The organism is Pseudochelatococcus sp. G4_1912, assembly GCF_047501465.1.
Classification (GTDB): Bacteria; Pseudomonadota; Alphaproteobacteria; order Rhizobiales; family Beijerinckiaceae; genus Pseudochelatococcus.
In genome coordinates this window covers 1,157,640-1,170,590 of record NZ_JAZDRL010000001.1, presented here as the reverse complement: position 1 = coordinate 1,170,590, position 12,951 = coordinate 1,157,640, and the positions used below count along the sequence as shown (strand labels likewise).

12 protein-coding genes are annotated in these 12,951 nt (G+C 53.5%); 2 read left to right on the top strand and 10 right to left on the bottom strand.

Going from position 1 to position 12,951, the window contains the following annotated elements; all coding sequences use genetic code 11:
* Positions 1 to 20: 20 nt before the first annotated feature.
* The 6 genes from VRZ32_RS05345 to VRZ32_RS05320 form a co-directional block, all read right to left on the bottom strand.
* The gene (locus VRZ32_RS05345; protein WP_414524648.1) at positions 21 to 881 is read right to left on the bottom strand and encodes an isocitrate lyase/PEP mutase family protein; all 861 of its coding nucleotides are present in this window, start codon (positions 879 to 881) and stop codon (positions 21 to 23) included.
* Positions 882 to 1,136: 255 nt separating this feature from the next.
* Complete coding sequence (locus tag VRZ32_RS05340) at positions 1,137 to 1,997, bottom strand: tellurite resistance TerB family protein (protein ID WP_414524647.1); 861 nt, start codon at positions 1,995 to 1,997, stop codon at positions 1,137 to 1,139.
* A 154-nt stretch (positions 1,998 to 2,151) separates the two neighbouring features.
* Positions 2,152 to 3,957 (bottom strand): ABC transporter ATP-binding protein, encoded by a 1,806-nt coding sequence (locus tag VRZ32_RS05335; protein ID WP_414525051.1) that lies wholly within the window; start codon positions 3,955 to 3,957, stop codon positions 2,152 to 2,154.
* A 20-nt stretch (positions 3,958 to 3,977) separates the two neighbouring features.
* Positions 3,978 to 4,661 (bottom strand): class I SAM-dependent methyltransferase, encoded by a 684-nt coding sequence (locus VRZ32_RS05330; RefSeq protein WP_414524646.1) that lies wholly within the window; start codon positions 4,659 to 4,661, stop codon positions 3,978 to 3,980.
* Positions 4,658 to 5,812 carry a glycosyltransferase family 4 protein gene (locus VRZ32_RS05325; protein ID WP_414524645.1) on the bottom strand — a complete coding sequence of 385 codons (1,155 nt, stop codon included), beginning with the start codon at positions 5,810 to 5,812 and terminating at the stop codon, positions 4,658 to 4,660. The genes VRZ32_RS05330 and VRZ32_RS05325 overlap by 4 nt, the downstream gene beginning before the upstream one ends.
* Positions 5,813 to 5,822: 10 nt before the next feature.
* Entirely contained in the window at positions 5,823 to 6,545 is a 723-nt protein-coding gene (locus tag VRZ32_RS05320; protein WP_414524644.1) for a fused DSP-PTPase phosphatase/NAD kinase-like protein, read from the bottom strand.
* 144 nt (positions 6,546 to 6,689) lie between these two features.
* Between VRZ32_RS05320 and VRZ32_RS05315 the strand changes: the two genes are divergently transcribed.
* On the top strand, positions 6,690 to 7,196 hold the full coding sequence (locus VRZ32_RS05315) for an N-acetyltransferase family protein (protein WP_414524643.1): 507 nt from the start codon (positions 6,690 to 6,692) through the stop codon (positions 7,194 to 7,196).
* Positions 7,197 to 7,551: 355 nt separating this feature from the next.
* Positions 7,552 to 8,094 (top strand): inorganic diphosphatase, encoded by a 543-nt coding sequence (gene ppa, locus VRZ32_RS05310; protein WP_414524642.1) that lies wholly within the window; start codon positions 7,552 to 7,554, stop codon positions 8,092 to 8,094.
* 311 nt (positions 8,095 to 8,405) lie between these two features.
* On the opposite strand, the gene VRZ32_RS05305 is transcribed toward ppa, so the two are convergent.
* From VRZ32_RS05305 to mnmG, 4 genes are all read right to left on the bottom strand, one after another.
* The gene (locus VRZ32_RS05305; RefSeq protein ID WP_414524641.1) at positions 8,406 to 9,293 is read right to left on the bottom strand and encodes a ParB/RepB/Spo0J family partition protein; all 888 of its coding nucleotides are present in this window, start codon (positions 9,291 to 9,293) and stop codon (positions 8,406 to 8,408) included.
* A 140-nt stretch (positions 9,294 to 9,433) separates the two neighbouring features.
* On the bottom strand, positions 9,434 to 10,294 hold the full coding sequence (locus VRZ32_RS05300; protein WP_414524640.1) for a ParA family protein: 861 nt from the start codon (positions 10,292 to 10,294) through the stop codon (positions 9,434 to 9,436).
* On the bottom strand, positions 10,287 to 10,955 hold the full coding sequence (gene rsmG / locus VRZ32_RS05295) for a 16S rRNA (guanine(527)-N(7))-methyltransferase RsmG (protein ID WP_414525050.1): 669 nt from the start codon (positions 10,953 to 10,955) through the stop codon (positions 10,287 to 10,289). The genes VRZ32_RS05300 and rsmG overlap by 8 nt, the downstream gene beginning before the upstream one ends.
* A gap of 2 nt (positions 10,956 to 10,957) precedes the next feature.
* Complete coding sequence (gene mnmG, locus VRZ32_RS05290; RefSeq protein WP_414524639.1) at positions 10,958 to 12,862, bottom strand: tRNA uridine-5-carboxymethylaminomethyl(34) synthesis enzyme MnmG; 1,905 nt, start codon at positions 12,860 to 12,862, stop codon at positions 10,958 to 10,960.
* Between the last annotated feature and the right edge of the window lie 89 nt (positions 12,863 to 12,951).

Genomic DNA, 12,951 nt, shown 5'->3' with positions numbered 1-12,951 from the left:
GGCGCGAAGATCAGCGCATCCTAGTCTTTGCGCTTTCTACCGTGTTTCAGATCATCGCGGAAAAATTGGTTTATTTGAGAGAACGGCACGGCTTCCTGAAGGCTGGTGAAGCTGCCGCGTGTTGCAACTTCTTCTGCCGCACGAATAAATCCGCCCCAAGCGGCACGACACATGCCAGAACCACTGCTGAGCCAGCGTACACCCAACTCTGAATAGTTCTTCACGGTTAAACCGCTGGCAGGATCTATAACAATTCCAACGGGATGCGGCGCTACCGCCTTGACCAGGGTTGTAATGTCAGCAGGGTCAACCACACCTGGCACATGCACAGCTTCGGCACCGGCTTCCAGATACGCTGTCACACGGTTGATAATCCCCGGTAGCGGCTCCTCATGATTATCCAAAAGCCGATCAACCCCGGCTGTCAGCACCACGCCCGTGCCACTGGCATCGATGGCCTGTCGCGCAGCCTTGATGCGATCCACTGCCAATTCCAGCGGATAGAACGGGCGTTGATGATCAGGCGTTGAATCCTCAATCAAAATGCCGGCAATGCCCGTCTCGATACACATCCGAACATTGCGCGCCACATCTTCAGGTTCGTTGGCATAGCCGGATTCAAAATCCGCAACCACAGGAAGATCAGTAGCTTCAACGATCTCACGGATGTGCTGCAACATGACATTGCGTGGCACAGCCCAATCAGTATCGGGAAAACCGTCTGAAAACGCGATACCAGCGCTGGTGGTAGAAAGCGCCTTAAACCCAAGATGCTCAAGATAGCGCGCAGTACCCACATTCCACGGATTGGGAAGCACATGCGTGCCTGAAGATTCATGCAGCTTACGATAAGCACGTCGACGTTCATGGATAGTGCTCATCGCAGCCTCCTTCGATATGACGGCTGCGCGCGTTGATGCTGCGATCGTCTTTCCACACTGCCTCGATCATCACCTGCTTATAGACATAAACAGCAAGCTCTAAAAGGGCAGGCAATTCACTCGACCGGATGGCATCACGATGCGCAAACCTGGACGCTAGCGCGCGCCATACATTACTTTCATTGCCTATATTCGCGCATCGTGGCCATAAATCAACAGGTTGAGCGATGCATACAACGCTACTCACACCTGCGTTCAGGCGCTTGCTCCGTTGAGATTTTCCTTTGCTGCACCAGCCGTTGCATCAATATGCGCCACAAGGTCAGCCGGCAGAGACAGCGCCTGCGCCAGCTCCTTCAGGAATGCACGTTCAGATGGTGTATCAGGCTCAATCGCCAGACGTGCAGCCGTGTAAATCTCCACGGCAATCTCTTCACTCGTTGCGGCGGATGCAAGCTGTGTGATCGAGGCTGGATCAGCAAATTCGCGGTCTAGAAACGTAGCAACTTCTGTCTGCAGTCCTGCTTCAGACAGGCCGCTAATGATCCGGCCGCGTTCCTCAGTATCGATCTGACCATCAGACGAAGCTGCTGCAATGGTAGCGCGCAACAATACCAGTGCGGTATCCTGTGAGGCTTTTTCCGCCCCAAAAACTGAATCAGCCGGAGGTGCCAACACGACCTTATCTGTCGCATAAGCGGGTTCGCCGCGCTGCCAGTTCTGATAGGCTTTGTAGGCAAGTCCACCAATGAGCGCGATACCACCGAGGCTTGCAGCCGATGACGTAATCGATTTTCCGGAAGAGCGCGAGCCCAGCAATAATCCCGCCAAGCCGCCAGCAACAGCACTGGCAATATTCCGCCCTTGTGGCGTATCGAGATATTGGCGTGCCTGGGTTATCAGATCTCCACCCGCTTCAGTAACAGAGCCGGGCTGGCCGCTTTGCTGGCCGGTAAGTTGGCCAATAACACTACCTAACATATCGCCCACACTGCCAAAGGCATCATTGCCCCCAGCCATACGAGATGAGATGTCTGTATCTGAAGCCCTCTTGGATGCAGGGCTTACAGCCGCCGAACCGATCAGTGCATCTAGTAGCTTCTTTGCATCAAGCATGAACAACTCCTCCGGTTTATAGGAACTAACGTATGAGCTGATTGGAAGATGCACCAGATATAAAATTTATTTTTACGATAAAAGCTTCCCCTTAAACCAGCATCAGATACCACCAAAACATGGTTTGTCCAATGCCGGAGTGGAAATGCCACATTCAGATTTTTTCAACTGGATCAATATCATCAGTCAACTGCAAGCGCTGCAGACGCGCATAGATTCCGTTGCCTGCGACAAGATCATCATGGCTGCCTTTTTCCACAATCCGGCCCTGATCCATAACCAGAATGAGGTCAGCGCGGCGCACCGTGGAGAGACGATGGGCAATGACGAGCGTCGTTCTACCTTGCGTTAAACGGTCCAGCGCCTCTTGCACCATGCGCTCAGCCTCGACATCCAGCGCGCTTGTGGCTTCATCAAGCAGCAGAATAGGCGCATCCTTCAAGATCGCACGTGCCAACGAAACGCGTTGACGCTCGCCCCCCGAAAGGCGCGAGCCACGATCACCCACGCGCGTCTCATAGCCCTCTGGCAATGCGATAATAAAATCATGCGCTGCCGCTGCCTTCGCTGCCGCTTCAATATCAGCTTGCGAGGCATCTGGACGACCAAAGCCAATGTTGGCACGAATGGTATCATCGAACAGCACGACGTCCTGACTGACAACTGCTACATGATCTCGTAAGCTGGCTAATGAAACTTCACGCAGATCCTGATCATCAATCTTCACGGCCCCGCCGGTGACATCATAAAGGCGTGGCACCAGCGCCATCAGGGTCGATTTACCCGAGCCAGAGCGCCCTACAAGCGCGGTCATCTTGCCGGCTGGCAGGGTAATATTGATATCATCAAGCGCAATGACATCGTCACGATAGTGGAAGCTCACCTGCTGAAACGACAGTTCACCCTTGGTGAGGTTAAGCGCCGGTGCATTGCGATTATTAACGATGGTTGGCTTGAGATCCAGAATATCATAATATCGACGCAGGGCCGCCATGGCCTCTTGCACGATGGCATTGAGATTGCCGATCGACCGCACGGGTTGCGCTGCCATCAACAGCGCTGTAACGAAACCGGTGAACTCACCAACAGTGCTCTGGCCTTCAACGATGCGCCAGCCAATCAGCACCAGCACAGCAGCCACAGCCACACCGCCACCAATTTCCAGCAATGGATCAAGCCTGCCGCGAGCGTTCGCTGCTTTCATTTTCAAATCGCGAACGGTCTCGAATGCTTGCCCGGCGCGCCCTTTTAGATATCCCTCCATCGCAAAAACTTTAGCGACTTTTGCACCAGCCAGGCTTTCTGAAACCAGATTAGCCATTGCGCCGATTTCTTCTTGGGTCGAGGTAGCGACACGGCGCAGTTTTTTGCCCAAACGCGCGACAGGCAACGCCACGAACGGCGCAATCAATCCTGCCACCAACGTGAGCGTAGGATCGATCCAGAGCATCGCGCCAACCAGCGCAATTACCGTTGCACCATCGCGCAGCAAAACAGTGAAAAGACGCGTCAGCGCTTCCTTTATATAGGCAAAATCAGTGGTAAAGCGCTGAGTTAGCGTGGCTGGGCTTTCGCGGCCAAGCTGTGCAAGATCAGCATCAATCAGATGCGCATAAAGCGCCGTCTGCATATCTGCCTCAATGCGCGATATCACCCGGTTTGTAAGCACTGTCTGGCCCAGAAGCGCGAAGCCCTTGATGCTGGTGATGGCAATCACAAACAGAGGCGCGAGCATAATGGCGTGAGCGTTACGGGCGGTGAAAGCGTCATAAGCTTCCTTGATCAGAATGGGATAAAACGCCGTCGCGCCCGCAATCACGGCAATCAGCACCAACACCACGCCCAACGCACTGCGATGTGGACGCACCCAATCGCGCCACAATCGGCGAATGGTCGGCAGCGTATCGCCACGCCTTAGCCCCGGCGGCACCAGCTGCGAAAGAAACGAGTGCTTTTCCATTGGTGGTTTGGACAGTGTGGTCACGATTTTCCTGCTTCTGCCAACATATCTTGTGCCCGGCGCAGGGCCCACACGTGGCTTGTCTTGATTTCGGTATCTTCCAGCGCCCGCGTCACGGGCACGTTATAAGTCGCCAGGCACGTCAGTCGGTCTTTGGGGAGATAGCTACGCCCCGGATCGCCGATCAGCACAATAGCGCCGCGCTCCTGTAAATATGATAGCCAGCTAATGACCTTGCTTGCAAGATCGCTTTCATAACAGATGTCACCTGCCAATACGACGTCCCAACCTTCATCAGACCCAATCAGATCCTCTTGTCTCACCGTCAAAGCAATATTATTAGCCGACGCATTAATTGGGATGGCACTGACAGAAAACGGGTCAATATCGACAGCTTCTACCACATCCGCTCCGGCTTTAGCAGCTGCAATGGCAACGAGGCCAGAGCCTGATGCAAAATCCAGCACCTTCTGCCCAGCGACACAATCCGGATGATCGAGGATATAACGCGCCAACGCCTGCCCACCTGCCCAGGCAAAAGCCCAGAATGGCGGGGGTAATCCCATTTCGCCTAATTCCTCTTCAGTCTTATGCCAAAGCGCGGTGGCCTCATCGGCCACAAACAACGCAATTTCCGGCGCATGCGGAACAGGTAAAAGGCGTGTGTGCGTGCGGATAAAAGTGCCGTGATCCTCGATTGTCATGGGCGCTCCTTGATCAGGTCAGCGTATAACCCCTTGACCGTATCCATGACATGACGCTCAGTAAATTCGCTCTCAATCCGCTTGCGTGCTGCTGCACCCATTTGCGCAACACGCGCATGATTCTCTGCCAGAGAAACAAAAGCTTCAGCTAAAGCTTGAGCATCATTTGGCGGCACAATCAAACCCTCAACACCATCGCGCACCAACCGCCGGCAGCCCGGCACATTGGTTGTCACGATGGCACGCCCGCATGCGCCTGCCTCCAGCAGGGTGCGCGGCAAGCCTTCACCCCCGCGGGAAGGAAGGCATGCAACATCATGCGCACGCCAAACGGCGGGAACATCCCTCGTTGCGCCATGCCAGCTGATGCCGGGCAACTCATTCCATTGCTGCAAGGTAATTTCCGGCACCGCTTTGGGGTTGGACGGATCCGGTGCACCATAAAGCGATAACGTCACCAAAGCACCCTTGGCACGCGCCAAACCAAGCGCCTCAACAGCGGTATCGATGCCCTTCGACCACAGCATCCGGGCGACAACTGCAATCTTCAATGTTTCCTGCGCGGGCAAGGGCGTCAGAGGGTATTCATTCAGATCAACGCCAGCTCCACCAGCCAACGCCACCTTGGTGCGGTCATTAGGATCAAGCCCAAGCGAGCGCGCGTCATCCTCATTCTCAAACAGATAGCGCGTGCGCTTGCCATCAAGGAAAACACGCAAAAACGCTTTGACCACACCACGTGCCGCGCGACCTGGCAGATCAGTCCGTGCGCCAAGAAAGCCTAGTCCCGTCAACGCATGTACCGTCGCAGCATAGCGAGGGGCGGCCAACCCGCCCAGAATGATAGACCGTAGTGCAATGCAATGCAGAATATCCGGCTGCTCAGCCCGCAGAAGCCGCCGAAGATCGAGCCAGGTCTTCAAAATCGCAAGTGGATTCAAGCTGCGCCGCTCAGCCTCCAATGCCACAACGCGCGCACCAGTTGCCTCGATAGCCGCCTGATGATCACGCACACGGGCAATCACGGTAACGTCCAGCCCCATCTCCCGCGCAGCGCGCGCCATTGGGAGAAAGTGCGAAACGAAAAACCAGTCTTCCGTGATCAGAAAAACAAGATGACGCGGCCGCGCCTCTACAACGGAAATTGCCATGTCGCTTATGTCATTCCCGATGCATGATGCCATCGACGAGTAGCGTCGACCAGAAGCTTGGACGGAATTGCGCCTTTAAGGCCACCGGATCATAATCTTCCCGCACCCAGGCAAGGAAATCCTTGCCTTTGGATGCGCCATCGCGCTGATAAAGATCGAAAAATGCATCCAGAATACCCGTCTTGGCGAAGCGAAAATGGCCATAACGAAATGCCAATTGGTTTGCCGCCTCACTAACTGTCAATCCCTCATGCAAAATCAGGTACAGCGCTGACATAAAGCCAGCCCGATCAGCCCCGGATTTGCAGTGAACCAGCACTGGATACTCAAGTTTATCAAAAAAATCTTTTGCCGACAAAATAGTTTCTTTGCTCGGCGCCTCGCGTGAGCGCACCACGAACTCAGTCAGCGTTATGCCATGAGCTGCACACGCATCCCGCTCCAGCGGCCAGGAGCCGTGCTCGCGCCCGCCACGCAGATTTACGATTGTGCGCACGCCTGATTGAGCGATCTGCGCCACCTGTCCGGGTGACGGCTGCGCCGCACGCCAGAACTGATCGGTGACGCGATGCCGGTTAAGGTAGATCTCACGGAATACACCATGATCGACCAACAGCATGTTGGTATAAGCTTTCGTATACGCCCACCACCCCTGGATTGGCGCATCCCAGCGCTTGATGCGCGCCATGCGGCGAGCGTAGCGAACTTCAGGTTTTAAAAAACGATTGAACACGTTGCCCCGGCTATCGAGAATACAATCTCAACGCCATAGCAGGCCTAGCGCGCGCCGACAACCAATGTGAAATTTTCTTCATGCAGGCAGCGTTTGCCGGATTGCTGCTTGTCGTTCTGCAATTGCCGTTTTACACTTTAAATTATGAATGAGGTAGTCGTCAGCATACGCGCGGCCCGCCCGTCAGACGCTTCAGCCCTGGCGGCAATCCATGATGTTTCATGGCGGGAAGCCTATCGCGGTGTTATCCCCGGCGTGGCGCTGGAACGGATGATCGCTTACCGTGGCCCAGCATGGTGGCAAAAGACTGCCAACCGCACCCGCTCAGTCATTGTTCTCGATCTTGGTGATCGTATTGCGGGCTATGCTACCTTTGGCGCCAGCCGCAGCTTGACGCTTTCGCAGCAGGGGGAAATTGACGAACTCTACCTGGATCCAGTCTTTCAAGGCATTGGTCTGGGCACACAGCTTTTCGCCACCGCACGGCGAGAGCTTGCCATGCACCGCCGCAAGGGGCTGGCTGTGTGGGCGCTGCAGGAAAACGATCGCGCCTGCCGGTTTTATGAACGCCTCGGCGGACGGCTGGAGGCTAGCGAGAATATTCGTGTTGGGGGCGCTGCCCTTGTGCGCGTGGCATATGTCTTCCCTTGATGTCTTTGCACTTTGCGAATCTTAAAAGCTGATTTCACTTTTACGCGCGATGCTGTAGAAAGAGCCGCCGCTGATGGCGTAGCGATAACCCGCGTTGTTTTCGCTTACTCACCATAGCACCCAAAAGGCCGACACTTTCTTAAAATTGACTATTACAATCAAATGGTTAGAAATTTAAGCAATCTTCCTAGACTGCATTTCATGCTAACCTCGTGTCTTGCCTTATGGTTGAACTTATCACGGTCACGCCCGATTTTTAGTAGATCGGCGCATGACCACCTCTTTTAGACGTGTATTATCCTTGGCTCTCTGCCTGTCGGGATAATGCAATATCAGCCCTTTCAGGAGTTTCCTCATGCGTCTTGACGCGATTGCCATCGGCAAAAATCCCCCTCACGATGTAAACGTAATCATTGAGGTGCCGATCGGCGGCGAGCCAATCAAGTACGAGCTGGACAAGGAATCAGGCACGCTGTTTGTTGACCGGTTCTTGTACACGCCGATGCGCTACCCCGGAAACTACGGCTTCATTCCACACACGCTATCGGGCGATGGTGATCCATGCGATGTTCTCGTCGTTAACACGCGCGCTCTTATCCCTGGTTCAGTGATTTCTGCGCGCGTAATCGGTGTGTTGATCATGGAAGACGAAGCTGGTCAGGATGAGAAAATCATCGCCGTTCCTTCATCCAAGCTGACGCGCCGCTACGACCGCGTCACCAACCACACTGATCTGCCAGAAATCACACTGCAACAGATTGAGCACTTCTTCGAGCACTATAAGGATCTTGAAAAGGGCAAATGGGTCAAGATCGTTCGCTGGGGCGATGCGGAAGAGGCGCGCAAGATGATCGTCGAAGGCATCGAACGCGAAGCTGCTCAAAAGGCCAGCAAGTAAATTACTGCCAGAAGAGGAACTTGCGTTCATTTGAATAATCAAATTAAACGCAAACCGCTTAAAACAAACAAAGCCGGGAAGCGCATATAAGAGCGCTTCCCGGCTTTTTTAATAAAAATCAACAACTTCCATAATCAAGCAGAATAATAAATCACGCTCCAATACCCGCAGGATGTGTTGAGCTTCGTGTCTGGGTGAGCCGAAAATGGTGGTTTTCGAGAACCGGCGCGCAGCGTACATAAGTACGTGAGCACCGGAAGCGCAGAAAGCCTCCATTTGCAGGCCACCATGGCGCGAAGATCAATACATCCTCAGCCACGGAGTCGGCGGCATAGTGCATCCAGTTGTTCGAGGGTTTTGTAGCGTAGCTTGATCTCACCGCCGTTGGCTTTGTGTGCGATTGCTACCGAAAGCCCTAAAACGTCTTCAAGCGCTTGCTCAAGCGCACGCGTATCAGGGTCTTTCTCCGGCTTTGCCGTTGGCTCTGCCACATTTGCTTTCGGGTCCGTTTGCGCTTCAAGCTGCGCAATACGCTCGACATCGCGAACGGTCAGCCCTTCTTCAATGATTTTCCGTGCCACAGCTTCCGGGTCCGCAACCGAAAGCAGCGCGCGCGCATGACCTGCCGACAGAATACCCTCATTCACGAGCTTCTTGATCGACGCTGGCAACTTGGTGAGCCGCAAGGTATTCGCCACATGGCTCCGGCTCTTGCCGATGACTTGCGCAAGATCGTTCTGAGAATAATTAAACTCAGCAATAAGCTGCTCATAGCCGGCAGCTTCTTCCAAGGGATTCAGATCCGCGCGCTGAACGTTTTCGATAATGGCGATTTCAAGCGCAACACGATCATCAGCCTCCACCACCACAATTGGCACCTGATGCAGATTAGCCCGCTGCGCTGCTCTCCAACGCCGTTCACCGGCAATAATCTCATATACATCAGCAATATTCGGCATTGAGCGCACGACGATAGGCTGGATTAGCCCACGCTCACGAATGGATGCCGCAAGGTCTTCCAATGCTTCATGGTCGAACATCTTGCGAGGATTGCGCGGATTGGCGCGTAGAAACTCAATCGGCACACGCTGCAAGCCAGATGCTGGCTGGCGCGACTGCCCGCCGAATTCCTCACCGACATCACCAATGAGCGCAGCAAGTCCACGCCCAAGACGGGAACGGTTTGTATCATCAGCCATATCGCTCTCCATCAGCGCAGATCTACTTTAAAACAATACATCGATCAGAAAGAGGGGCCACTTTTCAATTCGATGTTCAAACAAAACAGAGGGTATTGCATCAGCGAAACGACGCGCTGTCCCATATTAATAACGCACGATCAAGCTGCGCGTAATGCGCGCTCACGCTGTATGATTTCGGATGCAAGCTTGAGATAGGCCTGCGATCCGGCACACTTCAAATCGTATAGCAACACAGGCTTACCATGCGAAGGCGCTTCAGACACCCGCACGTTACGCGGAATGATCGTATCATACACCTTGGCGCCCATGAACTGACGCACATCCGCAACAACCTGGTTTGAAAGGTTATTGCGCGGATCAAACATAGTCAGCACAATGCCATGGATACCAAGATTGGGGTTCAGCGACACACGCACTTGCTCCACCGTACGCAACAATTGGCTCAACCCCTCCAACGCAAAGAATTCGCATTGTAGTGGGACCAGAACGGCGTTAGATGCCGTCAGCGCGTTAATAGTGAGCAGATTCAGCGATGGTGGGCAATCGATCAGCACATAGGTAAAGCCCTTAGGCTGCACCTCTCTGCCCAGCACATCAATTGCATTGCTCAGTCTATGCACGCGATCCTTGCTGGTAGCGATCTCAAGCTCCACGCCGAGCAGATCAAGCGTCGATGGTGCCACAGCAAGGCCGGGAACTGCGGTTTCCAGCAAGGCATCCTGCAATGTTGCCGTACCGACCATCACATCATACGTGGATATTTTCCGGCTTTTGCGATCAACACCTAACCCGGTTGATGCGTTTCCCTGAGGATCAAGGTCAATGATCAGCACGCGCTCGCCAATAGCGGCCAATGCCGTTCCAAGATTGATTGCAGTGGTGGTTTTGCCGACGCCACCCTTTTGATTAGCCAGCGCAAGCACACGAATGCTTTTGAGTGAGGCGTGATCTTTGGCTATGCCGTTTTCGGCCGCGCTCAAAACGTCTCCATCATTCATGACCGACACCGCCTTCTTGAAGCTCGCGAATGATAAGGATACGACCACGTGAATCGATCTTGCTTGGCAGTGTATCCACGTTGATCTTCCAGGATTTGCGCGCCTCGGTCAATTCGCTCTCCCAGTCCTGCCCTTTAGGAAACACGCCAATTGCACCGTTTCTCAACAGCTCATTTGACATGCTCAAAAGCTCAGTCAGAGATGCCAAAGCACGCGCCGTTACAATCTCAATCGGCTGCACAACCAACTTCGGTAGCACATCCGCTATGCGGCCTTCATGCACAACTGCACGCGCCCCTGTTGCGCGAATAGCATGACGCAGAAAGGCACATTTGCGGCCGTTGCTCTCCACCAGATCAATCTGACCGCCGTCACATCCGCGCAACAAAATGCCAAGCACAATACCTGGAAAACCAGCACCTGAACCAAAATCTACCCATCGCCGAGCGTCTGGCGCGCAGTTAAATAACTGCAACGAGTCGGCGATGTGCCGCGTCCAAACCTGATCAAGAGTTGCTGGACCAACAAGATTCTTAACCGCTTGCCACCGACGCAATTCATGCGCGAGGATCGTCAATCGCTCCATTGTTTCACGTGAAACAGGGAATTGGCGAAGCAGGTCTTGCTTTTGCTGCTCAACATTATCGCGGTGTGAGTTCATCGTCATGCTGAGGCCGTCTCTATTTGCGCGCGTCGACGATTTTTCCCAGCGTGTGCTGAAAGAATAGTGAGAGCTGCTGGCGTCATACCTTCAATACGTGCAGCCTGTCCCAAAGTGGCTGGCCGCACATTTGTGAGTTTTTGACGCAGTTCACTCGAAAGCCCTTGCAGCGTGTCAAAAGGCAAATCGCTTGGCAGCATCAGCGCTTCGTCACGGCGATAGGCTTCAATATCATCATTTTGACGGTTGAGATAAACGGCATAAACAGCGTCAGTCTCTAACCGCTCGCGCAGCCAATTTGGCATCTCATTCATCTCAGGCCAAATAGACGCCAACTGATCAATCGAAAAGTCCGGGTAGGATAATAGCTGGAAAGCAGAACGGCGCTGACCATCTCGATTTAGAGACAAGCCATGCTTTTTAGCTTCAGTAGGCGTAAGGCTCCAGGTATTGAGACGCTCGCGCCATTCGGCCAGGGTATTTTGACGTTTCACGTGAAACGCTGCCCGTTGCGCTCCTACACAACCAAGTGCAACGCCTTTTTTGGTCAAGCGCTCATCAGCATTGTCGACACGCAGGCTTAAACGATATTCTGAGCGCGACGTGAACATGCGATAAGGTTCGCTTACACCATGAGTGGTGAGATCATCGATCATCACACCGATGTAGCCTTCTGCACGGTCAAACACGGCACCATCCTGCCCGCCCGCCTTACGAGCAGCATTTAAACCAGCAACCAGTCCTTGTGCGGCTGCTTCTTCATAGCCTGTTGTTCCGTTAATCTGTCCAGCAAGGAACAGCCCAGGGATATTACGGGTTTCCAGTGTGACTTCGAGATGACGTGGATCAACATAGTCATACTCAATCGCATAGCCAGATTGAATAATCCCTACCTGCTCCAGGCCCGGCATTGAGCGAATGAATGCTTCCTGCACATCTTCGGGCAATGAGCTTGAAATGCCATTGGGATAAACTGTATGGTCATCAAGACCTTCAGGTTCAAGGAAAATTTGATGACTCTCGCGATCGGCGAAGCGCACCACTTTATCCTCAATCGACGGACAATAACGCGGGCCACGGCTCTCGATTACACCTGCATAAAGCGGTGAGCGATGAATGTTATTGCGGATAATAGTATGTGTTTCAGCCGTCGTGCGGGTAATACCACACGCAATTTGCCGATTGGGCAGCGTTTCGGTCAGCAGTGAAAATGGTTCGGGATTTTCATCCCCGGCCTGCATTTCCAGCACATCCCAATTGATTGTGCGACCATCAAGCCTTGCAGGCGTGCCTGTTTTGAGGCGTCCGAGAGTTAAACCATGCGCGATCAGGGTTGATGATAGCCCTTCAACAGGTGCCTCGCCAATACGGCCCGCCTTGATTTTCTTTTCACCAATATGAATCAAACCACGCAAGAATGTGCCCGTTGTTAGCACAACTGCACCAGCCTGCAGCATGCGCCCATCATTGAGGATGACGCCTTTGCAGTGGCCATTGTCCATGATCAGGTTGCAGGCTTCCCCTTCTATCACCGATAGATTTTCGGTTTCCCTGATCATATTTTGCACGGCTGCAGCATATAATTTACGGTCTGCCTGCGCGCGCGGACCACGTACTGCGGGACCTTTGCGGCGATTAAGAACACGAAACTGGATGCCACCCTGATCTGCTGCGCGGGCCATGATGCCATCCAGCGCATCAACTTCACGCACCAAATGGCCCTTGCCCAAACCACCGATAGCCGGGTTACACGACATAGCGCCAATGGTTGCAAACTGATGCGTAATTAACGCAACACGCGCACCATAACGGGCAGCGGCTGCCGATGCCTCGGTTCCAGCGTGCCCTCCCCCAACGACAATAACGTCATAACGGGTTTCACCAATCATATTTGCTGCGCACATCATTCAGGCCGTCATTTCATAGCTGTGAATTCAGAATTAAAGCCAGTGCAATAGCATTTCAGAAAAGCGGTAGTGCTTATCCAAAAATGCGT

Bases quoted from the DNA above. Each gene is read 5' to 3' on its own strand.
- ppa (WP_414524642.1), top strand. From the start codon at position 7,552: ATGCGTCTTGACGCGATTGCCATCGGCAAAAATCCCCCTCACGATGTA.
- VRZ32_RS05335 (WP_414525051.1), bottom strand. From the start codon at position 3,957: ATGGAAAAGCACTCGTTTCTTTCGCAGCTGGTGCCGCCGGGGCTAAGG.
- mnmG (WP_414524639.1), bottom strand. From the start codon at position 12,862: ATGATGTGCGCAGCAAATATGATTGGTGAAACCCGTTATGACGTTATT.
- rsmG (WP_414525050.1), bottom strand. From the start codon at position 10,955: ATGAACTCACACCGCGATAATGTTGAGCAGCAAAAGCAAGACCTGCTT.
- VRZ32_RS05315 (WP_414524643.1), top strand. From the start codon at position 6,690: ATGAATGAGGTAGTCGTCAGCATACGCGCGGCCCGCCCGTCAGACGCT.
- VRZ32_RS05340 (WP_414524647.1), bottom strand. From the start codon at position 1,997: ATGCTTGATGCAAAGAAGCTACTAGATGCACTGATCGGTTCGGCGGCT.
- VRZ32_RS05330 (WP_414524646.1), bottom strand. From the start codon at position 4,661: ATGACAATCGAGGATCACGGCACTTTTATCCGCACGCACACACGCCTT.
- VRZ32_RS05300 (WP_414524640.1), bottom strand. From the start codon at position 10,294: ATGAATGATGGAGACGTTTTGAGCGCGGCCGAAAACGGCATAGCCAAA.
- VRZ32_RS05305 (WP_414524641.1), bottom strand. From the start codon at position 9,293: ATGGCTGATGATACAAACCGTTCCCGTCTTGGGCGTGGACTTGCTGCG.
- VRZ32_RS05325 (WP_414524645.1), bottom strand. From the start codon at position 5,812: ATGGCAATTTCCGTTGTAGAGGCGCGGCCGCGTCATCTTGTTTTTCTG.
- VRZ32_RS05345 (WP_414524648.1), bottom strand. From the start codon at position 881: ATGAGCACTATCCATGAACGTCGACGTGCTTATCGTAAGCTGCATGAA.